Origin of the sequence: Halostagnicola sp. A-GB9-2 (genome assembly GCF_030068615.1) — an archaeon.
Taxonomy (GTDB): Archaea; Halobacteriota; Halobacteria; order Halobacteriales; family Natrialbaceae; genus Halostagnicola.
Window position 1 is genome coordinate 197,110 of sequence record NZ_JASJOC010000002.1, and the last position, 21,997, is coordinate 219,106.

Here is a 21,997-nt window from a genome sequence, read left to right on the forward strand (position 1 = left end):
TATTAGGCACCCCCTTCGCCGCTGATGTTCGGATCGAGCGCATCTCGAAGCCAGTCGCCGAGCAGATTAATGCTAACCACCGCGAGCAAAATTCCGATACCTGGAATCGTCGCGATCCACCAACTCGTCGCGAGGTGGTCCTGACCCTGCTGAATCTCGTACCCCCACGAGAGCGTCGTTCCCGAGAACCCGAGATAGGAAAGCGAGCTCTCGAGCAGGATGATCGCAGCGACCTGGATCGTCGCGAGCACGATTACGGGCGTGAGGCTGTTCGGAAGGATGTGTCTGAGCAGGATCGTCCTGTTACTCGCACCCATACTCTTGGCGGCTTTGACGTACTCCTCGTTGCGCAAAGAGAGTGCCTCACCGCGTGCAACGCGGGCGAACCAGACCCAGGTGACGAGCGCGACGACGATAGTCACCGTCCCGGGTAAAGCGATCGATGTCGGCATGCCATCGGCGAACCCCGCTCTGACGATTGGATCGGGAATTCGCTGAACGCTCTGGCCGAAGACGCCGATGAGGGCGACGGCGAAGACGAGCGACGGAAACGCGAGCATCATATCCGCGATGCGCATCATCGAGTCGTCGATCCGCCCGCCGTAGTACCCGGAAACGAGTCCGAACGGGACGCCGAACGCCGCGGCTAACCCCGTCCCAATCAACCCGACGAGCAGGGAGATTCGAGCGCCGAACAGCGCCCTCGAGAACGTATCCTGCCCGATCTGGTTCGTGCCGAGGTAGTGATCACCGCTTGGTTCGACCGTGTAGGAGATGCGGTCGCGTTCTCCGTCGCTGTCGTCCCACGTGTGCGAGGTGTCGGTCGTTCCCCACGGTGGGTATGAGTTCCCCTCCTCGTCGAAGTGGCCCGTCGTGTGGGGGTTGTGCGTCGCGAGAACCGGCGCGAACAGCGCCATCAAAATGATGAGGATGGCAATCGCGAGTCCGACCTTCGCCAAGAAACTCTGACGGAACTCCGTTTTGAGACTGGATTTGAGGCGATCTGAAATCATTCGTCCGTCACCTGTGGGTTGAGATACGCGTACAGCGAGTCGACGACGATGTTGATGAGCACGAAACTAACCCCGATAAAGATCAGGATACCCTGGATCAGCGGCCAGTCGAGCGAGCGGATCCCGCCGATGAGGCGCAACCCGAGCCCGGGCCACGAGAACACCTCCTCGGTAACGACCGCACCGCCGATTAGCGTGCCGAGTTGTAGGCCGAGTACGGTGATGATCGGGATCATCGTGTTTCGGAGCACGTGTTTGTACCGAATCAACACGCCGGGAAGTCCCTTCGCCTCGGTCGCCGTAACGTACGGCTTCCCGAGTTCGTCGATCATCCCGCTCCGCGTGAGTCGAGTGATCAACGCCGTAAAGTACGTTCCGAGCGCGATCGCGGGTAACGTGATGTGGTGGAGCCACGTGAGGAGATCGCCGACGTAGCCGTAGGTCACGAGCATCCGCATCGCTTCGACGAACCCGACCGGCCGGTGACTGGTCGGGAACAGCCCGAACTGCACCCCAAGCACCAGGATCAACATGATTCCGAGCCAGAAGTTCGGCGTGCTGATCCCGACGAGCGAGAAGAGCGTCGCGCCGTAGTCCGCGGGTTCGTTTCGCCTCGTCCCGCTGATAACGCCCAGCGGAATCGCAATGATCATGGCGACGACCGTCGCCGCGATGGCTAGCTCGAGGGTCGCCGGAACCCGTTCGATGACCAGCGTGGTCACTTCGCGGCTCGATTGGTACGAGTAGCCGAGATCACCGACCAGAATCCCCTGTAGATACTCGAGGTACTGGACGTATATCGGTTCGTTCAGCCCGAGATCCTCCCTGACCCGCTCGCGGAATTCCTGGGATGCCGCGTCGTCGACGATCAGGTTCACCGGGTCGCCGGGAGAAACCGCTCGAAGGGCGAAGGTGATCGTCACGACCCCCCACACGACGACGATCCCCTGCAAGATACGTTTTATCAGGAACTTTCCAAAGGACATCGAAATTTATGATTGAAATGTTTGGCGAGTGGTAATAGGGTTTCGTTCTTGACCCGATTATCCGCGGACGGGATCGATTCGTGACCGCTCCATCGAAGACACCGCGTCTCAGTCCGTAGATCGGTGGGCCGTTACTGATCCATCTCGTCCACGTAAATGCTCTCGTCTGAACGTGGATCCCACTCGAGGTCCTCGTTGATGCCGTAAATACTCTCCTCGAGGTGGAGGAACACCCACGGCGCTTCCTCGCGGAGGTCTGCGTTGATGTCTTGGAGCATCTGTTCGCGTTCTTCCTCGTCGTTTTCTTCCTGGCTCTCGAGGATTCGGTCTTCGATTTCCTCGTCGCTGAAGTTGAACTGGCCGCCCTCGCTCGTGAACCACGGCGCGAGACCGTAGTCAGCGTCTCCCGTCGGGTTCCCCCACCCGATCAGGAAGAACGGGTACTCCTCGTAATCGGGTCCTTCCGCCGCGGCGTCCGCAATCGTATCGAAGGGGACGTTCTCGAAGTTACAGTCGACGTTATCCAGTTGATCGATCTGGTCCGCCGCGGTCTCTGCGACGTCCGAATCGTTGAGATACCGGCCGTCCATCGAATAGAGCGTGATCTCCTCGCCCGCGTAGCCGCTATCCTCGATCAGGGACTCGGCTTCGTCCTGATCCTGTGAGTAGGGTTCGAGGTCCTCGTTGTAGCCGAACAGGCCCTCCGGGATCGGCTGGGTCATCGGTTCGCCGAAGCCGCCGAGGTTGTTGCTGATGATTCCCTCGTTGTCGACGGCGTAGTTCATCGCCTGTCGGAACTCCTGGCTGTCGAACGGTTCGACTTCGTTTTTCATCACGAGGAAGATGTTGCGGAAACTAACCTCCTCGTCGATGTACACCCCGTCCTCGTCGTCGATCGTCTGGACGTCCGTCGGCGGAACGTTGACGACGAGGTCGCTTTCACCAGCCTGCAGGCCGCCGACGCGTCCGCTCGAGGTGCTTTCTGCGTTCATTCGGACCCTTTCGAACGCGGGCTCGTCTCCCCAGTAATCGTCAAAGCGCGTAAAGACCGCCTCGACTTCGGCTTCGTACTCCTCGAGTTCGTACGGACCCGTCCCGTTCATCTCGGGTTCCGTTATCGGCTGCTCGTCGAACGATTCTACCCAGTCCTCGTTGACGGCTCGAGTGAAGTTCGCGAGCTGGTACTCGGCGAGCGATTCCGCGGCCGAGTGTTCGACGAGAACCGTCTCGTCGTCTTCGGCTTCAGCCCCGTTGATCGCGGTCATGCCGGCGACCTGATCGCTCCCGAACCCGACCTCTGCGTCTACCTGCCGATTGATCGTGTACGCGACGTCGCTAGCGGTCAGATCGTCGCCGTTGTGGAAGACGACATCGTCTCTGATCGTGAGTTCGACGACTCCGTCTTCGGGGTGTTCCCAGTCGGTGACGACCCGACCTTCGATCTCGCCGTCTCGCGTGACGTTGAAACAGGGTTCGTAGACCTGGTCGAAGACGTTGTAGTACGGCGTCGCGTTGTGGTCGTTCGGATCCGTGTTCTCGATGAACTCCCCTTGTGTGATGACCAGTTCGTCGATGTCGCCGTCCCCCGTTGGGTCGTCTAAACACCCTGCAATTGCACCAAGACCGGTCGTTGCTGCCGCTATTCCCGTAAGCTCTAAGACCTGCCGCCGATTGACAGTCTGTTCGTTAGCACCCGTCATATTCTCTGTAGAGAGAGGGCAGATATTTATAAATATTGGTAGTCAATCCGTAGAATTACGGAGACAGAGCCGTGTTGTACGTATTTGGTTACTAAAGAACAGCAACTGACGTTGTTTTGTTGAACTTTCACAGCCAGATTCCTGGCAAAAGTTTAAGTTACCTACAGGACCAACTGATGGTATGGCCGCCCACGGCCGCCCCGCACTGCGGGACTTGTTCGACGAGTCACCGACCCCGCACATCGCACATCCACCGCGGACCCATCATCGCGACTTCTACGTCGCGACTGACGGTTCGTTCCGGAAAACAGGTGGTGGGCTCGGTGCAGTGATCGAAACCAGAGACGGCACTCGCGTCGCACGCATCGCGACGACGGATGCCCCACCCGACAACAACGTCGCCGAGTATCGAGCGTTACATCTCGGACTCGACGTACTCGCCGAACGGGCTCCCCCCAATGCGAGCGTCGGCGTTCTCATCGATCACGATTCACTTGCCAGCAACGTCAATAACGCGATCCTGGCGACGAACCATCCCGACCGAAAACCGCCGCGACCGTTTTCGGTCCCGCCCGAAACCGAGTATCACTGGCGCGGCATCCAGGCTCGAGTAAACGGGTTCGCGGAGATTCGCGCGGCACGAATCGATAGCAACCAGAATCCCGCACATCCGCTCGCGAACGAACCGACACAGTACGAACACGTCAACCGGGAACTCGATCGGTGTGTCCTTCCCGATCCGCCGGAAACGGCCGTTTCGAAGGTTCCCCCACCGTCTCGAGCCAACCGAAACGGCAGTGGTCGAGCCTCGGATTGAGCGAGCTGTCGGTCAAAACGGGTAAAATCTGAAGAAGCCATCCTGTTCGCCCAGCCGAGTCCAGTACCGACTGGCTCGATGCGAACCGCCATCGTTATTTCCTCGCTTCGAAGAGTCCAGTTCGATGAGTCTTCGTGTCGCCATTGCCGCGCCGTTCGTCCAGGACGGTAGCGCCCAACTTCGGGAGAACGAGTTCGTCGTTTCGCTCTCACTGGATCGGGACTGGTTCTCCCCCGACCAGGCTAAGCGACTGATCGACGTCGCGACCCAGGAGGACCTCCTCGTGCGCGACGGAAACGACCTCGAGCTGACGTACGATCCCGCAACGGTATCGATTCCCGACGAGTTCGTGCCAGACGAGGATATCCTCACGGAGCGATCCGCCTTCGAGCGAGTGCTCGACGCGCTCGTCGCGGAAGGAACCGAGAAACACGAAGCGGTCGGCGCGATCAATACCCTCCAGCAAGAACTCGGCATTACGATCGAGGCCGCGGCGGTCGTCTACGCCCGTCGGGAGGGGATCGACGTTTCCGAACTCGTTCCCGTCGCCAGGAACGCGCTGACAAGCTTCGACGGCGACTGAGATCGGAAGACGCCGTTAGCAACTGCCGTTTCTCCGATCGAAGACGGTTAACCCGTCCGTCGGCAACCTCAGGCATGGTCGAGAAACGGATCACGGACGGTCGGCGGATCGCCGAACTCCTCTCGAGCGAACTCGACGGGCGCGAGGACGGCCACCTCAAGCACCTCGCGGTCGTCAACGCCGACGCGGACGTCGAGCCGACGGCCGACGGTGCTCGAGCGTACGACGTCGAACGAGAGGGAGAATCCGGGGAAACGACGCGCTTCGCTCGCGTTTTCATCCACGACGACCGAGCACACGTCGAATTCGAACGGGGACAGGACCGCGCCGCAGCGGTCGCCGAATCATCGGGACTCAGGGTTCGACCGAAAGCGACGACACCCCCGAAGACGCTCGTGTTCGTCGAGGACGGCGGCGAAGTCAAACGAGCCTCGGACGTCTTCGACGCCGCGAGCCAAGCGCTCGAGGACGAAGCTCTGTAACGAGAGCCGTACGCACTCACTCGAGCATCTCGAGGACGGTCGGTAACTCAGTCGCGATCGAATCCTGCTCGAGGTGAGCGAGCGCTCGGTCGTCCGGTGCGGGTCCGTCGGATTTTAAGACCTGAATCGCGTTCATTCCCGCGTTTGTCGCGCCGGCGATATCGGCCTCGATGTTGTCGCCGACGTAGACCGCGTTTCCGGCCTCGACGGCGAGTTCCGACAGAATAGCCTCGAATGCTCGCGGATCGGGTTTTCCTGCCTCGAGTTCACCCGTGACCAGCGCGGCGTCGAACGTGTTCTCCCAGCCCAGGGTTTCGAGTTTATCTCGCTGAGCGCGAACGGGACCGTTTGTGAGCAAGCCGACGCTGTAGGCCGCTTTGAGGTCCTCGAGGAGGAGTTCGACGCCGGGGATCGGCGAGAGCGAATCCGCGATCGTCTCCCGGTACGCGACGGCTAGCGCTTCGGCGTCGGCGTCCGTCTCTCGGTCAGCCAGCAGATCGGCGAAGATCGGCTCTCGAGTGTGCTTCGTGAGGTTCTGGCTGTGCGCGTCGAGATACGCCTCGCGGCTGATCGATGGCGTCCCAGCCGCGGCCGTGACGTCCTCGAGAATCGTCTCCCGATCCCGGTCCGGAACGGCGAGTGTTTCGTCGAGATCGAAGACGATCGCCTCTACCATGATCGATGGAACGAACCCAACGGGTTTGAAGGTACCTTTTTTACAATACGTGACTCGACGAGCGGTGGAACGTCCCACCGGAGTTGAATTGGCAGGTTTCAAGTATCACCGAAACTCGACGAAATAGCGGATTCCAAGCGGCGAGATCCGGATGATCTTCTCGAATCTCTGAACAGAACGAAACGCCCGCAAAATTAGCGGATGAGGAACTCACCCATCGATCGTTTTCGCCTCATCCGCGTAGCTATCCGCCAGCCGAACCGGCTCCGGAAGTTTGTACCCCGAACTGAGTTCTAGGACGACTTCGGCGGCAGTTTTCGGACCCACGCGGTGGCCGGGGCTGACGTACAGCGGATTCACGTACCGACTCGAGGACTCGTACTGCTTGGTCTGTACCGCGTACCCGAGTACGGTGCCGTCGGCTGTGTCGACCCGCGAGTTCGCTTCGATCGGGACCCGCGTTCCGGCCGGGAGGTTTTCGAGATCATCCGCGGGCTCGCCACAGAGGAGGCTCTTTGCGACGCCGATGGCCGGAATGTCGAGGATCACGCCGATGTGGGTCGCGATGCCCGCCTGCCGGAAGTGAATGCGCCCGCTTCCGTCGAACAGGAAGAGGTCGGGTTCGACCGATAGCTCCTCGATGGCGTCCAGAATCGGCGCGCCTTCGCGGAAGGCCAACAATCCGGGGATGTAGGGAATCTCGAGCGGCGTCACCGCGTGAACCCGTTCGATCACTTCGCCGCCTTGCATCGCGACGACGGCACTCAGGGCTCGTTCGGGCTCGTCCTCGAGGAGAAAGGATTGATCGACACCCGCGACGATCGGCGGCTCGGTGTCTCTCGAGGCGGCTTGAAGCGGGTTCGAAAGCGTTGCCGGATCGAATTCCGAGCCACCGCCGGTTTCGGTTTCGCCTTTGGGTGCCGATCCGATATCGATATCGTCCTTGAACACCGCACTGCTGGCGATCTCCCGCTGGAGGGACTCCATGTCCTCGGTCGAAAGCGAGGCGTCGGGGAGGAGGTCGGGTCTCGAGAGCTGGGTCATCAGCGTTTCGTACTCGGCGAACGAAAATGAGTGTCGGGATTTGAGAACTGATCGCGGGAACAACGGCTACTGCTCAGAACGGACCGCGTCCGCGTCCTGGGCCGCCGGGTCCGCCCGGACCACCCGGCCCGCCGCCACCGCCGAGTTGTAACTGGTTCGGCGTCCGGATGTTCTTCGTTCGTTTGATATACTCCCCGTAGGCGAAACCGACCAGTAAACCGATGAGGTGGGCCGCGTGAGCGATCCCCCCGGCACCTCCCATGCCGCCGCCGACCAGTAGCAGACTGATCACGGCGAACCCGCCTGTCAGCACCCAGAGCGGCATCGGGATGAAAAACATGAAGTATACCTTGAGGTTGGGGTTCAGAATCGTGATAACGCCGAGGATGGCAAGTGCACCCCCAGATGCGCCGAGAACGCCGCCCTCCCAGGGTGCGAGCGCGCCTCCGGTCATCTGTATGAATACCTGGGAGAGCCCGGCCAATATCCCGCTTCCGAGGAACAGCAACCAGAAGTTCCGGTCACTAACGTACCGACTCAGGAGCGGCCCGAAGAAGAAAATCACGATGCTGTTGAACGCGATGTGCATGAGGCCACCGTGAGCGAAGATAGACGTTACCCACGTCCAGACGTACTCAGGATTCTCTGGCGTGAGCACGAAAATCGAACGGTAGGTGAGTTGGGAATTCAACGACATCCCGATCGACCCGACCGGCGAGAGCAATAGACTCGTCAGTTGCTGGAAGAGGAACGTGATCCACATCAACAACAGGATGGTATATGTTACGTTCCCCCGGAAGTACGCCATCGGCCCTCCAGGTCCCGTATCGAACGGAAGCTTCGAGGCGATTTTCGCCTTCGTCGAGGCCTCAGCGCTCGAGTTCGAGTTCACGCTGTTGTCGAACCCGCTGTTGAAGACGCCCTTCGGATCGTTCCAGTCGTGTAAGCCCGAGCAGTTGTGGTTTTCCGGTAAGCGGTGCTCGCCGCAGTGGGTCCCCCCGCAGTGGCGACACTCGTAGGGCATGCTCTCTTGTTTCCCACACACGTCGCACTTGGCCATTGACCGGGGGTATGCGTGGCACGGCTAAGGGATTTGGGGTTTCGTCGGGCTCTCACCACGCCCCGATTCCTTTTTGCTGGTTACGGCCGAACACGAACTCGTGCAAGAGTACGAGCGAAAACAGCTCCTCGAGCGCGTCGGCCGCGAGGGGGCGACCGTCGGCGCGGACATCCCGGAGACGATCGCCGTCCAGGGCGAGGAGATCGACCTCCAGACGTTTGTCTTCGAGATCAAGCGCCGGGAGACGGTGCCCGCCGGCGAGCGCGAGCGCGTCGAGCGAGCGAAGAAAAACCTGCGACGCGAACGCCTCGAGCGAATCGAACGGATCGAGGAGGACGACATCAGCCGCGAAACTGGCGAGGAACTCGCCCGGAGCGTCGTCGGCATCGACCGCGCGTTGAACGCCCTCGAGAACCTGGGGTCGACAGACATCGAGCGCGAGCAACAGACCAAGCAAGCCGCGGACACCAAACGCTGGATGTCGTTCCTGCAGAAGGCCCTCGGCCGAGAAGATACTGCGACTTCGCGAGGTGGCAGATAGTATGCTGAGCGCCGACAATCGGAGGCGGACGAGATGACGACCAACGCCGAACTCGCCGCCCGTTTCGAGGAGTTCGCGGACCTGCTCGAGGCCGACGACGTCGAATACAAACCGAGAGCGTATCGCCGCGCCGCGGAGAACATCCTGGCCCACCCCTCGCCCATTGCCGACCAGCTCGAGGCCGGCAACGAGGAGGCCGTCGAGAACATCGACGGCGTCGGAGACGCCATCTCCTCGAAGATCGTCGAGTACGTCGAGTCGGGCGAGATCGAGGAGCTCGAGGAACTGCGCGACGAACTCCCCGTCGACATGGCCGCGCTGACCCGCGTCGAAGGCGTCGGACCCAAGACGGTCGGATCGCTCTATCGCGAACTCGAGATTCGGGATTTAGATGACCTCGAGGCCGCCGCCGAGGCGGGTGAGATTCAGGAGGTCAAAGGATTCGGCCCGAAGACGGAGCAAAATATCCTCGAAAACGTCGAGTTCGCGCGGACGATCGGCGAACGCCAACTGCTTGGTGAAGCCAGACCGCTCGCCGACGATGTGCTCGAGTATCTCGAGTCCGTCGACGTGATCTCCGAGGTCGAAGTCGCCGGCTCGATCCGCCGGTGGCGGGAGACGATCGGCGATGTCGACGCGCTCGCGGCCACAGAGTCGGGACAAGAGGCGGTCGAGTCCTTCCTCGAGTGGGACTCGATCGACGATGAAATTGAGTCCGGCCCCGCGAAGGCGAGCGCGCGGGTCGGCGACGTTCGCGTCGATCTCCGCGTCGTCGTCCCCGAGGAATTCGGCTCGGCGCTACAGTACTTCACCGGGAGCAAGGATCACAACGTACGGCTCCGGAACTACGCGATAGAACGCGACATGAAGCTGAACGAGTACGGCGCGTTCGACGTGAGCAGCGAGGCACGTAGCGCCTCGGACAGTCGGACGAAGTCCGACGACGAGATCGACGATCCAGATGGCGGTCAGCGCGTCGGCGACCGCGTCGCGGGCGAGACTGAAGAGAGTATGTACGAAGCGCTCGGCTTACCCTGGATCCCGCCGGAACTCCGCGAGGACCGGGGCGAAATTGACGCCGCGGCGGCCGGCGAACTTCCAGAGCTGATCACTCGAGACGACATTCGAGGCGACTTACACACCCATACCGAGTGGTCAGACGGCAACAACACGATCGAGGAGATGGTCGACGCCGCCGAGAAACGGGGCTACGACTACTACGCCGTCGCGGATCACGCTGACGGACCGGGCGTTGTCGGCGGGATGGGCCTCTCCGATACGGAGATCCTCGAACAGATCGAGGCGATTCGGGAGGTTGATGCCGCGGTCGATATCGAGGTACTCGCCGGGATCGAGGCCAATATCGACGCCGACGGCGATATCGGCCTCGGTGGCGAGGTTATCGACGCACTCGACGTGATCGTCGCCTCACCCCACAGCGCGCTCGATCAGGACTCCGAAGACGCCGCGGAACGACTCCTCCGAGCCATCGAAAACCCCGCGATCGACGTGATCGGGCATCCCAGCGGCCGCCTGCTCAACCAGCGCGAAGGGCTCGCGATCGACGCGACGGCGCTCGGGGCCGCGGCCGCCGAACACGACACCGCACTCGAGGTCAACAGCGATCTGCGCCGCCTCGACCTCTGGGGAAGCGCCGTCCAGGCCGCACTCGAGGAGGGCGCGACGATCGCGATCAACACCGACGCCCACCAGCCGGCGACCCTCGAGTACGTTCGCTGGGGTGTTCACACGGCCCGACGCGGATGGGCGGAACCAGCGGACGTAATTAACACGTGGGAGCTTGAGGAGCTCCGGGAGTTCCTGCACTGAGTAGCTGGGCAAAAATCGATATCACCGCACCCTGATACGGCAACACATGCGATTTCTCGTCGACCTGATGTGCGGCGGAATCGTCTCGTACCTTCGAATGTGCGGCTACGATACGGCCTACGCCGGCGAGAGGGATCTCGAGGAGGACGACGAACTTCGGCGAGTTGTAGATTCGGAGGGCAGGGCGCTGGTCACTCGAGACGTGGCCCTCTCCGAGCGGGCTGGGGGTTCGATCCTGCTCACCTCTCGAACAGTCGAGGGCCAGCTAGAGGAACTTGCTGCGGCGGGCGTCGATCTAACGCTCGCAAAAGAACCGGTACGGTGTGGACGATGCAACGGGAGTCTCGTGCGTGTACAACCGCCTTCGGAAGAGTTGGCGAGCGAGGTACCCGAATACGTTCCGGACGGAACGCAACCGATATGGCGGTGTCGAGCGTGTGGACAGTACTTCTGGAAAGGAAGCCACTGGGACGACGTGCGGTCAACACTCTCGGAAATCGATTGAACGATCTAGGGCGAACAACGACGGCGAAAGGGGGAACGACGCTGGGAGGAACGGCGGCTCGAGCACTCAGTATACGGAGTCGTCTTCAAACCGACCGTCATAGGCGATGTGATTCGCGTGCGTCGGCTCCTGGCCGGAGAGAAATAGTCGCTCGACTTTCTTCCAGGTGTTTTCGTAGCCGAGGTGGGCAAGTTCCGTCGCCGTCGTCTTCCACTTCTCGAGTCCGTCCGCGTGAACGATTCGTCTACTGGCGCCGTTCTCGAACGCGTCGAGAACGTCGGCTTCCGACTCGAGGTCGTCCTCGAAGGCCGTGTACGCGACACCGACCGTGCTCGGTACGTGGGCATAGGAGGACGCAAACGGCGGTATGGAAGTGAGATCCGCAATCTCGAGCGCTCGCCGATTCGTCGAGGGAAGATGCTTCGGATTGTATATTTCGACGGCGTCGATGACACCGTCGTACGTCTGGATATCCTCCTCCGTGAGACCCACGTTCGCGAACTCAGGATGGGGTGCAAGCACCGTCGCATCCTGGCGCTCGAACTCGGCTATCGCCGCCTCAAGCGAGATGAAGTCCGGAACGGGTTCGGACAGCCCCATCGCGAGTAGGTGTTTGCGATTTCGCCACGAGCCGGTGAACACTTCCCGAGCGGGGATGACCAGCAGGTCGTCGCTCGAGTAGGTCTCGGCCCGGCGCTGGATCTCGGGGAGCCGGGTAAAGTGCGGCGCGTAGACGATGGCATCGAGCCCCGCTTTTCGGGCGTTCGCAACGACTTCTCTGTCGAGCACTTTGGCGTGGCAGTCAACTCGAAACTCGGCTCCGGCAGTCACGTCCGCCAGTTTCGAGACAGGGAAGTTATGAATTCTGATTCGTCAATCCCACCAATGTGTCGATGACCCGAACGGTCGAAAAGACCTTTAGGTGTCGTTGTCTCACAGGTACCAATGGTCTGGGATTGTGGAATCGATGACTGTGGAGACGTCTTCGAGGAGGTCGAACAAGCAATTATTCATCAGGCGACCGAACACGAACGTCGTGAGTGTAAAGTATGCGGAACGATCGTTCCGGACGGATACCTCTCGATCCGCCACGTCTTTACCGACCACAGCCGCGCCGAGTACGTCAGAGCCTACAGCGCCAGTTCAGAGGACGTTCGAGAACGCGAGGACCTGCTCGAGGAAATCGAGTCCGTCGCGGATATGGAACTCATCGCGAACGAACTGAAACGATGAAAAACACCGGTAACCCAGGCGAGTACCGAACGCGATAGCCTCCAATCGAAACCAAGTTCCAGACTGCTGACAGTCGTCCAATTTGTGCTGCATCCCTACTTTCGAGAGAAACTACCCTACATTTCACGTCGTCGGATGGCCTCGCTTCGCATCTGTAACCACCCCTCGAAAAAGTTAGTACAAAACATCCTCGGTGCTCGCTCCGACCTCACTACGTTCGATCATCGCCCGCCCCGGCTCGCGGGTCGTTCCTCCCCGCTCGCTACTCGAGGCCCTCTCTCCGTTCGGGCCTCGCACCGAGCGAACCGACTCGCTACCGCTCGTCGGAATCGAGCACACGAATCTGGTCGCCCCGAACCGTCACACGGCTAAATTTTACGTCGTCGGGTTCCCTCACGCCGTTCGATCACCACTCCTCGCAAAATTTAGTACAAAACGACCTCGCCGTTCACTGTGTTCACGCCGAGCGAACCGACTCGCTACCGCTCGTCGGAATCGAGCACACGAATCTGGTCGCCCCGAACCGTCACCGGAATCGGAACTGTCGCCTCGTACAGTTCGACGGTCACCTGATCCTTGCCTTCGTCGATACGCTGAACCTGTGCCTTCTCGCCCTTGAACGGTCCTGCGATGAGTTCGACGATGTCCCCCTCCGCGATCCCTTCGACATCCGGTTTCGGCGAGAGGAAGTGCTCGACTTCCGAGATATCGGATTTGCCCGGCACGATGCTCCGGGCGTGTGGAATATCCTCGAGGACACGATTGAGCACCGCGTTGTCGTCCGCCTCGACCATAACGTAGGAGGTCAACGAGTCGGGCGCGAGCGCGGCGTGGATATCCGGCTCCTCGCGGTTGATAATCATGTCCGCGACGGTGCGTTCTTGACTCGCGGTAGTTTTGACTGCGTAGATCGCCATTAGACGCCACCTGATCCGGTCAGGAGCAGCATGATTGCGCCGATGATGAAGCCGATGAATCCGACAAAGAGGATTCCGGCTCCGGCGATCTTCGAGACCTGCAGGAACTCGTTCGTCGTCGGTGTCGTTGCCATTTTCAACACCCTGACGTACGAGGTGAGATCGTACGGAACGTCCATATATGTGTATTCACAGTGCGCGCCCTTTTATCTGTCTTTCGTGTCCAGTTTGGTTCACTCGAGTGTACTCACGAAGCAGTTACCGTCACGATATCGAACCGTTTTGCTCGGGAGGACCACTGATCCTCTCTGGGGAGGAGGTCAGGCGAAGGCGAGTTCGATAGCGAGACGCACCGTCCGATACTGCCGACAGTATGAGAATCGATTCACTCGACGTTGCAGATGACGGCACGTCGATCATCCGGCTGGCATCCCAACCGTCGGTATGGCAGAAGACGACACAGATCGAAAGGACGAGTACGAGGCCGAACGAGAAGCTGAGATCGAAGACGAACTCGAGCGAGTCGATCGGAACCCGGACGAGGTCGACGACGGCGATGACAACCTCGGGCAATGAATCAGATCATACTTGGAGACGAAGACGGTAGCCCGGACGAGGTCGACGACGGCGATGACAACCTCGGGACCCAGAACGCGCCGCGATCGGAGAACGAGGAGGGACTCGAGAAGGAAGAATCCGAGGAGTAAGTTCATCCCGCGAAACTGGATTTCGCTCGGTATAGTGCCGGAAAGTCGCACGGAATTCGCGGGCAGCCACCGATTTCGACGGCGAATATCTCCCGCACAGCGCGAACCAGCGAACAGTTCGGACCCGCGAGCGGGATTCTTTTGCCCCCGGCCTCCGACCGTTCGGGTATGCAGGTCCACGTCGTCGCCGATGACCCGGTTCGAGCGGCTATCGACGCCGCGCTATCCGACATCGACGTTACCACACGAGACGCCGACCCGACAGCACTGGACGAGGCCCGGTTCGCGATCGTCAGCGATGTCGCCGGTTCGAACACCTTCGAGCAGGCGACCAACGCGACTCGAGCGGGAGATACGCCGTGGGTCGCCGTCGAAATCGGCGGCGTCGGCGGCCATCCCATCGAGGAAGTCGACGCCGCGGTGTCCGGCTACGCCCCGGGAGCGGGGTGTTTCAACTGCCTTAGCACGCGAGTTGCCTCGACGCGAGATACCGACCAACCGCCGGAGCAACCGAGCGCGGATCGAAGCGAAGCACGGCTCGCCGGTGCGATCGCCGGTCGAGAGTGCGTTCGAGTGTTCTCCGAGGGAGAGCGATCGATCATCGGCCACGTTCGAGAGCTCCCCTACGCCAGACGACACTACCTCCCGGTTCCGACCTGTGGCTGTCACAGCTCCGACCGGAACCGAACGCTCGACCTCGAGGACGACGACTCGCTCGACCTCGAGCAGGCGGCCGACCGCGCCGAGATCGCGATCGACTCCCGGCTGGGGCCGGTGCTTTCGATCGGCGAGGTCGAGTCGTTCCCGGCTCCGTACTACCTCACGACGCTCGCGGAGACCGAGTCGTTCAGCGACGCATCCGCGTCGAAGCAGGCGGCGGGCGTCGACGAGGACTGGAACGCGGCGCTCATGAAAGCCGTCGGCGAGGGGCTCGAGCGGTACTGCGCTGGCGTCTACCGCGACGAGGAGTTTCGCCACGCGAGCGAGGACGAACTCGAGAATCCGGTCTCGCCGCTCGAACTCGTTCGGCCCGACGACGCGCCGTCGTTCGATTCGTCGACCGAATGTCGTTGGGTCAAGGGCGCGAACCTCGAGACCGGCGAGTCCGCACAGCTTCCCGCCGCCGCGGTCCAGTTCCCCCAGCCCGGCGACCGCCTCGTTCCGGCGATCACGACCGGCCTCGGGCTCGGTTCCTCGACCGTCGACGCCCTTCGTTCGGGGCTGACAGAAGTCCTCGAGCGGGACGCGACGATGCTCTCGTGGTACTCGACGTACGAACCCCTCGGGCTCGCCGTCGAGGACGAAACGTACGACGCCCTCTCCCGGAGAGCACAGAGCGAGGGACTTTCAGTGACTGCGTTGCTAGTAACTCAGGACGTCGATGTCCCCGTCGTCACCGTCGCCGTCCACCGCGACGGCGCGGGCGCTCGCAACAAGAACGACTGGCCGCACTTTGCCGCAGGCTCTGCGGCGGCCCTCGACGGAACGGCCGCCGCTCGGTCGGCGCTGTCCGAGGCGTTACAGAACTGGATGGAACTTCGGGGAATCGGCCCGGAGGACGCGGATACTGCAACGGGCCAGATCGGCCACTACGCCTCGTTCCCCGAACCGGTACAGGAGTTCGTCGACGTCGAGCGGACGATTCCCGCCGAGAGCGTGGGTCCGGACCCGGTTCCCACCGGAGCCGACGGCCTCGAGGAACTCGTTTCCCGGACGAATGAGGCCGGACTGACGCCGTACGCGGCTCGGTTGACGACACGCGACGTCGAGGATCTCGGCTTCGAAGCGGTGAGAGTCGTCGTTCCCGGTGCACAGCCGCTTTTCACCGGTGATCCCTACTTCGGCGACCGTGCGACTGCAGTTCCGGATGAACTCGGCTTCGAGCCGGATCTCGAGCGGGAGTACCATCCCTACCCCTGAGAAATCGTCGAAAAAGCAACGCCGGATCCGAGACGAGTCGTGCGTCAGTCGGTTTTCGATAGAGCCAGTCCGCAACTCACTCTTCTTCGGACGGCCACTCCTCTTCGTCGAACTCCTCGGTTTCGTTGTCCTCAAGCTCGTCTCCTTCGGATTCGTTGCCGTCGAGCTCCGGCTCGTCTTCCTCGTCGGTGGATACCTCGAGTTCGAGATCGTCGTCGTAGATCGTTATCTGGATGAGCTGCGTCTCGTCCGTAACGGTCCCGACTTCGACCCAATCTTCGTCCCCCGACTGATCGATTCGCATCACGCGGAAACTCTGGTCGAACCCGTCGAGCGACGGCGCGCTCACGCGTTCCCCGGGCGTGACGGAGTACCCCTGATCGTACGTCCCGCGGTCGGTTCCGCGCTCGATCGCCTCGAGTCGAATGTTGTGGGTTTGGTCGCTTTCGTTGAATATTTCGATCGGAACCGGACTTTGAATCTCTCCCTGAAAGTGCTCTTGAACGCCGTCGATACAGCCCGCTATCCCGACGGTCGCGAGCACGGCACCGGATCGAAGTACAGTACGGCGATTCACATCCGAGCCTCGGTGCTGGATCGTTGTATGTATTACTTTTCGAGTCAACTGCTCGTTCACCTCGGTATCGTCGACTCACTTCTACGCCGCACTAGCAACCATACTCCGGCTCCTCCCCTCCTCAAGGGACGCAGAGACGTTCTCGAATTGACCGTAAGAGACGGAGCCGGATCCGAAGATAACATCGTCCACTCGGTGCGGATATTCCCAGCCTCGAAAATTGAGTCTGCATCGCCGGACCAAAAATGTAATATAATTTAAAGTGTTGTATGGTGACATGGAGGATATTACCACCCAACCGAACGACCAGTACGGAAGCATAGACGACGTGAACATCGTTCCGGAAACAGGATGGAACGCACAGTACATCGGCGGCGAGTGGCGACCACCGGGTGATCGCGAAACCATCCGAGTGAACGCGCCGGCGACCCAGAGCGCGGTCGGCGAGGTTCCGCGTGGAACGATCGACGACCTCGACGAGGCCTTCAAAGTCGCCGAGGACTCACAAGGGGAGTGGGCCGACACGCCGCCCCAAGAGCGCGCACAGATCGTTTCGACGGCCGCACAATTACTCGAGGAACACATGGAGGAGTTCGTCCACCTGGTTGCGATCGAGGGCGGCGGGGTACGAGCGAAGGGGGAATTCGAAGGCGGAGCCGCCGTCGGCGTGGCCTCCCACGCGGCCGGCATGGCGCTTCGCAATCGAGGCGAGCGCTCGGAGTCGACGGTACCCGGGAAGGAAAACATCGTCGTCGAGGAGCCGGTCGGCGTCGTCGGAGTGATCACGCCGTGGAATTTCCCGACGGTCCTCTCGATTCGGGCCGTCGCGCCCGCGCTGGCACTCGGCAACAGCGTAGTCCTGAAGCCGGACGAACACACGCCCGTCACCGGCGGATTACTGCTCGGTCGAGTGTTCGAGATGGCGGGACTGCCGGACGGCGTCCTCAACGTCGTCACGGGCTACGGCGACGATATCGGTGATCACTTCTCGGGTCATGAGGTCCCGGACGTGATCTCGTTTACCGGTTCGACCGAAATCGGCCGACGCGTCGCGACCAACGCGGTCGAGAACTTCCACTTCCCGGCGCTGGAACTGGGCGGGAACAACGCCCACATCGTCACCGATGACGCCGATCTCGAGCTGGCTATCGAGGCGGGGGCCTTCGGCTCGTTCACTCATCAGGGACAGGTCTGTATCTCGATCAATCGACACCTCGTCCACGAAGATGTCTACGACGACTACGTCGCGGGATTGGCCGAAGCCGCCGATCACGTCCCGGTCGGCGACCCCCTCGAGGAGGGCTCGATCGTCGGACCGATCATCAACGAGTCCCAGTTCGAGGAGATGACCGCTTACCTCGAGGAAACCGTCGACTCGGGTGCGGTCGTCGAAGCCGGCGGCGACTACGACTTCCCCTACGTCGAGCCGACGGTCCTCTCGAACGTGACCAACGAGATGGCCGCGGCCTGCAACGAGCACTTCGGACCTATCGCGCCCGTGATTCCGTTCTCGAGCGACGAGGAAGCCATCGAACTGGCAAACGACACGGAGATGGGGCTGTCAGGCTCGGTTCACAGTAAGGATATCACGCGAGCGCGAGATATCGCCGCCCAGATGGAAACCGGCATGGTCCACATCAACGACCAGCCGATCAACGACGATCCGCAGGCCCCCTTCGGCGGCGTCAAGTCCTCCGGAATGGGCCGGTACAACGACCAGTGGATTGCAGACGAGTTCACCACCACGCGCTGGATCTCCGTCCAGCACGAACCTCGAGAGTACTGAACGGCCATCACGAGCGCCCCTCTCTAAACGAGCTCCCGATCTCACTCGTGGACACGGCACGTTCGAGCCGATTCGTGATTCGAGAGCGACGAGTATTTTCAAGGCGGAGCCGTTCGTTATTCGAACGATGGAGAAAGTCTCAATCGAGGCGGTCGACAACCAGCCGAACCCGATGGCGGCACAAACCGTTCGACGGCCGGTGTCAGACGCGCTCGGGACGACCGACTTCGCGATGAACTACTTCGAACTTGAGACGGGTGAGTCATTTTCCGGCGGCTACCATACCCACCACGATCAAGAAGAGGTATTCTATGTCCTCGAGGGCACGGCAACGTTCGAAACCGAAAACGGCCAATTTTCTGTCGAGGCCGGCGAGCTCGTTCGATTCGCCCCGGGAGAGTTCCAGCAGGGAACGAACGAGGGCGACGAACCCGTCGTCGGCTGGGCCTTCGGCGCGCCCGATTCGAGCCACAACTGGGAGGATATCGAGTCGGTGATTTACTGTCAGGACTGTGAATCCGAAACCAAACACGGGCTCGAGATCACGGACGAAGGCGGATTCCGCCTCACCTGCACGGAATGCGGGAACTCGATTACGGTCGCTTGAGCAGGCCTCGAGCGAACGAGTAGATGAACGACAACAGAAAGCCGGAACGGGCTCCCGATACTGCAGAAATCGTAGCACGTTGCTCCCGATGGGGCTCGACAGTACTACCCGGTGAGTTGACTACTCGTCAGCTGGCGAGTAGTTCGGCGCTTCGTCGGTGATCACGACGTCGTGTGCGTGGCTTTCGGCCTGACCGGCCGCCGAGACGCGAACGAACTCGCTGCGTTCTTTGAAGTCGGGGATCGTTCCGGCACCGACGTATCCCATCCCTGACTGCATGCCGCCCGCGAGCTGGTGGAGTTCCGATTTGAGCGTCCCTTTGTACGGGGTCGCCGCTTCGACGCCCTCCGGAACGTACTCCTCTTCGTCTTGGGGCTCGTCTTTCAAATACCGATCGCCGTCACCCGATTTCATCGCACCGACCGATCCCATGCCGCGGTACTGCTTGTACTTCTTGCCGTTCATCGTCACGACTCGACCGGGGGCCTCCTCGGTTCCCGCGAAGTACGAACCGAGCATCACCGCGTCGGCGCCGGCCGCGATCGACTTGATCGCGTCGCCGGAGTACCGAATCCCGCCGTCGGCGATCACTGGAACGTCGTGTTGGCTCGCGACGTCTGCAACCTGCGAGACGGCGGTGATCTGTGGCATTCCCGAGCCGGAAACGACTCGAGTCGTACAGATCGATCCTGGGCCGATGCCGACCTTGATGCCGTCGGCGAACTCGACGAGGTCCTCGGCGGCCTCCCGTGTGCCGACGTTGCCGACGACGACATCGGCGTCAACGGATTCTTTGATTTCTCGAGCGCCTTCGATGACGTTCAGGTTGTGAGCGTGCGCACAGTCGATGAAGAGGATGTCCGCGTCCGCTTCGTCAGCCGCGGCGGCGCGTTCGGTTTCGAACGGACCGACGGCGACGCCACAGCGGAGTCGGCCGTCGTCGTCGCGGACGGCCTCGTTGTACTCGCGGCGCTGGAGGATTCCCTGCATTGTTACTAATCCGACGAGGAGGTTCTCGTCGTCGACGACGGGAACACGTTCGATCTTGTGTTCATACATCAGATCGAAGGCTTCGCGCGCGTCGATGTCCTCCGGTGCCGTGATTACTTCGTCGGTCATCGCCGCGGTAACGGGGTCGTCCTCGTTGACCTCGAGGTGCGGTCGAATGTCCGTACTGGAGATGATACCCAGCACTTCGCCGCGCGTGTTGACGACCGGCGCGCCGCCGACGCCTTCGTGGACCATCATCTCGTCGATCTCGCGGACGCTCATTTTTGGATCGGCCGTCACGACCGAGTCGGTCGGAATGATGAGTTCGTCGGCGCTTTTGACGCGGTTGATGGCTTCAACCATCTGGTCGACGTTCATGTTTCGGTGGAGCACGCCAAGCCCGCCGTGGCGGGCCATCGCGACCGCCATCTCGCTTTCGGTGACGGTATCCATCGCCGCAGAGAGGATCGGGACAGAGACTTCAACGGACTTCGAGACGCGACTCGTCAGATCCGCATCGTCGGGTTCGACGCGGCTCTCTTTGGGCCGAAGGAGCACGTCGTCGAATGTCAGCGCTTCCGGTACTTGGAGCTTCGAGGAATAGGACTCGTTGTCAGGAACGTCGTTCGCCATGTAAACTGTCCGGAATCGGGGGCAAAAAACGTTGCGTGTTGCACTTTCAGCCCTGTATAACGACAACGACAACCACGGATACGGTCTCGAAACCGACTCGAGACGCGTCCGGGGTTCGTGGATGTAGCGAACCAGCCGTTGTCACCGTCGGCAGAATTTAAAGAATGTAAACTCGATGCGGACAGTCGTTCATTACCGTCACGAAATGCACACTGTTGTCGAACGATCTGCCGAGTGCTGTAACCACTTCTCACACAACGTTTATTAATAATGCAGGACTCCGATAGAGTATGTTCGCTGTGAGTTCCACCACGGCCCGAACCGGTGATCAGATGAGTGCCCTCTCCATCGCACCGTTTACATTCGGCTTTTCGAAACTCACAGCAGGCCAGAAACGCTCGAATGACTGGCTCGCCGCGAGTCAGTCTGGGCGGGACCGCCGGTTACACTCCCATCTGGCCCCGGGTCACGGCCATCGTTCGTAATCGATGAGCACGTCACAACACCCGGTTGCGCTGAGCCTCGAGCGGTTCGCAAACGACGATGCAAAGCTTCTGGCGTTGGTTATGGCACTTCCGCTCATCGACGGCGTCTTTCCGGCGATGATCCTCGCCGGGGCAGTCGATGACCCGCTCGGAGCGATTCAGGTCGGACTGTTGATTTTCGGTGGCAGCGCGACCGTCGCCGTGATCCTCGCGGAGATGAACGGCTCGCCTCGAGAACAGGCGGCGATCGTGTTAGTCGTCGGCATCCCGCTGATTATCCTCGCCGCGATACAGGCCGCGCTCGCGCCCACGATCGAGAGCGTGCTGAATATCGTCATCTTCGAGCGTTTCGCGGCGCTGGTCATCGCGGCCATCGCGGCCCACACCGCGAGTGCGACCGTCGGCGAGTACATCCCGAACCCCGGCATCATCATCGCGCTCGGACTCCTCGCGAGTTTGGACCCGAGCGGCGCCGCGCTGGTGTTCGACGCCGATCCCTCGCTGATCGCCAATGCAACCCTCGCGGCCACCGTCGGCGTCCTGTTCGCGCTCTCGATCGCGCTCGGGGGACCGTACCTCCGAACCTACATGGACATCGACCGATTCCGATTCGGAAGCGCCGTCGCGCTGGGGCTGCTCCCGCTTTCGCTCCTCGGGATGGCCTTCGGCGAAGCGCCGCTTGCGGCCCTGATCGTCGCCGCCGTACTCTCGATCGACCCGCAGTTCGACGGCGAGGCCGCTCGAGAAACGCTCAACTCCGATGCGCGACCGGACGGCGGCAGCGAAGAAGAACGAGACGACTCGAGCGAACCCAAGGTCCCCGAATCGTCCGAGTCCGACGACGATACCTACCCCGGCGACGACTCGACCGACACCGCGGGCCGAGCCCCGTGGCTGTAATCGAA

Annotated in this window: 24 protein-coding genes; 13 read left to right on the top strand and 11 right to left on the bottom strand. The window is 61.2% G+C overall.

Translation table 11 applies throughout. The annotated features are described in order from the left end of the window. Positions 1–2 precede the first annotated feature (2 nt). The 3 genes from QNM96_RS06415 to QNM96_RS06425 form a co-directional block, all read right to left on the bottom strand. Positions 3–1,013 (bottom strand): ABC transporter permease, encoded by a 1,011-nt coding sequence (locus QNM96_RS06415; RefSeq protein WP_283835192.1) that lies wholly within the window; start codon positions 1,011–1,013, stop codon positions 3–5. After that, positions 1,010–1,999, bottom strand: coding sequence for an ABC transporter permease (locus QNM96_RS06420; RefSeq protein ID WP_283835193.1), 990 nt, complete (start codon positions 1,997–1,999; stop codon positions 1,010–1,012). The genes QNM96_RS06415 and QNM96_RS06420 overlap by 4 nt, the downstream gene beginning before the upstream one ends. A gap of 131 nt (positions 2,000–2,130) precedes the next feature. Then, a complete protein-coding gene (locus QNM96_RS06425) occupies positions 2,131–3,699 on the bottom strand; it encodes an ABC transporter substrate-binding protein (RefSeq protein ID WP_283835194.1) in 1,569 nt (522 codons plus the stop codon). Positions 3,700–3,880: 181 nt separating this feature from the next. Between QNM96_RS06425 and QNM96_RS06430 the strand changes: the two genes are divergently transcribed. From QNM96_RS06430 to QNM96_RS06440, 3 genes are all read left to right on the top strand, one after another. Further along, a complete protein-coding gene (locus QNM96_RS06430; RefSeq protein WP_283835195.1) occupies positions 3,881–4,516 on the top strand; it encodes a ribonuclease H in 636 nt (211 codons plus the stop codon). A gap of 124 nt (positions 4,517–4,640) precedes the next feature. Beyond that, the gene (locus tag QNM96_RS06435) at positions 4,641–5,099 is read left to right on the top strand and encodes a DUF2240 family protein (RefSeq protein WP_283835196.1); all 459 of its coding nucleotides are present in this window, start codon (positions 4,641–4,643) and stop codon (positions 5,097–5,099) included. Between the two features lie 74 nt (positions 5,100–5,173). Then, positions 5,174–5,581, top strand: a complete 408-nt coding sequence (locus QNM96_RS06440; protein WP_283835197.1) for a hypothetical protein — start codon at positions 5,174–5,176, stop codon at positions 5,579–5,581. Positions 5,582–5,597: 16 nt separating this feature from the next. Here the strand turns inward: QNM96_RS06440 and QNM96_RS06445 are convergent, their stop codons facing one another. From QNM96_RS06445 to QNM96_RS06455, 3 genes are all read right to left on the bottom strand, one after another. Next, a complete protein-coding gene (locus QNM96_RS06445; protein ID WP_283835198.1) occupies positions 5,598–6,257 on the bottom strand; it encodes an HAD family hydrolase in 660 nt (219 codons plus the stop codon). Positions 6,258–6,467: 210 nt separating this feature from the next. After that, positions 6,468–7,301 carry an endonuclease V gene (locus tag QNM96_RS06450; RefSeq protein ID WP_283835199.1) on the bottom strand — a complete coding sequence of 278 codons (834 nt, stop codon included), beginning with the start codon at positions 7,299–7,301 and terminating at the stop codon, positions 6,468–6,470. 73 nt (positions 7,302–7,374) lie between these two features. Continuing rightward, positions 7,375–8,361, bottom strand: a complete 987-nt coding sequence (locus QNM96_RS06455; protein WP_283835200.1) for a rhomboid family intramembrane serine protease — start codon at positions 8,359–8,361, stop codon at positions 7,375–7,377. A gap of 100 nt (positions 8,362–8,461) precedes the next feature. Here QNM96_RS06455 and QNM96_RS06460 point away from each other — a divergent pair, with 100 nt between their 5' ends. Genes QNM96_RS06460 through QNM96_RS06470 form a run of 3 tightly spaced genes read left to right on the top strand, consistent with a single transcriptional unit; the run spans position 8,462 to position 11,237 of the window. After that, positions 8,462–8,902, top strand: a complete 441-nt coding sequence (locus QNM96_RS06460; RefSeq protein ID WP_283835201.1) for a DUF5788 family protein — start codon at positions 8,462–8,464, stop codon at positions 8,900–8,902. A gap of 33 nt (positions 8,903–8,935) precedes the next feature. Then, positions 8,936–10,732, top strand: coding sequence for a PHP domain-containing protein (locus QNM96_RS06465; RefSeq protein WP_283835202.1), 1,797 nt, complete (start codon positions 8,936–8,938; stop codon positions 10,730–10,732). Positions 10,733–10,778: 46 nt separating this feature from the next. Beyond that, positions 10,779–11,237 carry a Mut7-C RNAse domain-containing protein gene (locus QNM96_RS06470; RefSeq protein ID WP_283835203.1) on the top strand — a complete coding sequence of 153 codons (459 nt, stop codon included), beginning with the start codon at positions 10,779–10,781 and terminating at the stop codon, positions 11,235–11,237. Positions 11,238–11,303: 66 nt separating this feature from the next. Here the strand turns inward: QNM96_RS06470 and QNM96_RS06475 are convergent, their stop codons facing one another. Next, a complete protein-coding gene (locus tag QNM96_RS06475) occupies positions 11,304–12,077 on the bottom strand; it encodes a PHP-associated domain-containing protein (protein ID WP_283835647.1) in 774 nt (257 codons plus the stop codon). A 105-nt stretch (positions 12,078–12,182) separates the two neighbouring features. Here QNM96_RS06475 and QNM96_RS06480 point away from each other — a divergent pair, with 105 nt between their 5' ends. Continuing rightward, positions 12,183–12,470 carry a hypothetical protein gene (locus QNM96_RS06480; protein ID WP_283835204.1) on the top strand — a complete coding sequence of 96 codons (288 nt, stop codon included), beginning with the start codon at positions 12,183–12,185 and terminating at the stop codon, positions 12,468–12,470. A gap of 479 nt (positions 12,471–12,949) precedes the next feature. Here the strand turns inward: QNM96_RS06480 and QNM96_RS06485 are convergent, their stop codons facing one another. Next, positions 12,950–13,387 (bottom strand): transcription elongation factor Spt5, encoded by a 438-nt coding sequence (locus QNM96_RS06485; RefSeq protein WP_283835205.1) that lies wholly within the window; start codon positions 13,385–13,387, stop codon positions 12,950–12,952. Then, entirely contained in the window at positions 13,387–13,566 is a 180-nt protein-coding gene (locus QNM96_RS06490; protein ID WP_283835206.1) for a protein translocase SEC61 complex subunit gamma, read from the bottom strand. Before QNM96_RS06490 ends, QNM96_RS06485 begins: the two co-directional genes overlap by 1 nt. A gap of 265 nt (positions 13,567–13,831) precedes the next feature. Between QNM96_RS06490 and QNM96_RS06495 the strand changes: the two genes are divergently transcribed. The 3 genes from QNM96_RS06495 (at position 13,832) to QNM96_RS06505 (ending at position 16,014) form a co-directional block, all read left to right on the top strand. Next, complete coding sequence (locus QNM96_RS06495) at positions 13,832–13,963, top strand: hypothetical protein (protein ID WP_283835664.1); 132 nt, start codon at positions 13,832–13,834, stop codon at positions 13,961–13,963. Next, positions 13,960–14,094, top strand: a complete 135-nt coding sequence (locus tag QNM96_RS06500) for a hypothetical protein (protein WP_283835207.1) — start codon at positions 13,960–13,962, stop codon at positions 14,092–14,094. Before QNM96_RS06495 ends, QNM96_RS06500 begins: the two co-directional genes overlap by 4 nt. 168 nt (positions 14,095–14,262) lie before the next feature. Further along, positions 14,263–16,014, top strand: a complete 1,752-nt coding sequence (locus tag QNM96_RS06505) for a YcaO-like family protein (protein ID WP_283835208.1) — start codon at positions 14,263–14,265, stop codon at positions 16,012–16,014. 76 nt (positions 16,015–16,090) lie between these two features. Here the strand turns inward: QNM96_RS06505 and QNM96_RS06510 are convergent, their stop codons facing one another. Further along, on the bottom strand, positions 16,091–16,591 hold the full coding sequence (locus tag QNM96_RS06510; protein WP_283835209.1) for a hypothetical protein: 501 nt from the start codon (positions 16,589–16,591) through the stop codon (positions 16,091–16,093). A gap of 277 nt (positions 16,592–16,868) precedes the next feature. Here QNM96_RS06510 and QNM96_RS06515 point away from each other — a divergent pair, with 277 nt between their 5' ends. Together QNM96_RS06515 and QNM96_RS06520 are read left to right on the top strand one after the other, a co-directional pair. After that, entirely contained in the window at positions 16,869–18,377 is a 1,509-nt protein-coding gene (locus QNM96_RS06515) for an aldehyde dehydrogenase family protein (RefSeq protein WP_283835210.1), read from the top strand. Positions 18,378–18,504: 127 nt separating this feature from the next. After that, positions 18,505–18,984, top strand: coding sequence for a cupin domain-containing protein (locus QNM96_RS06520; protein ID WP_283835211.1), 480 nt, complete (start codon positions 18,505–18,507; stop codon positions 18,982–18,984). Between the two features lie 120 nt (positions 18,985–19,104). Here the strand turns inward: QNM96_RS06520 and guaB are convergent, their stop codons facing one another. After that, positions 19,105–20,607: an IMP dehydrogenase gene (guaB, locus tag QNM96_RS06525; protein ID WP_283835212.1), complete on the bottom strand. Its 1,503-nt coding sequence runs from the start codon at positions 20,605–20,607 to the stop codon at positions 19,105–19,107. 488 nt (positions 20,608–21,095) lie between these two features. Here guaB and QNM96_RS06530 point away from each other — a divergent pair, with 488 nt between their 5' ends. Then, positions 21,096–21,992, top strand: coding sequence for a DUF5794 domain-containing protein (locus QNM96_RS06530; protein ID WP_283835213.1), 897 nt, complete (start codon positions 21,096–21,098; stop codon positions 21,990–21,992). The last annotated feature ends 5 nt before the right edge of the window (positions 21,993–21,997 follow it).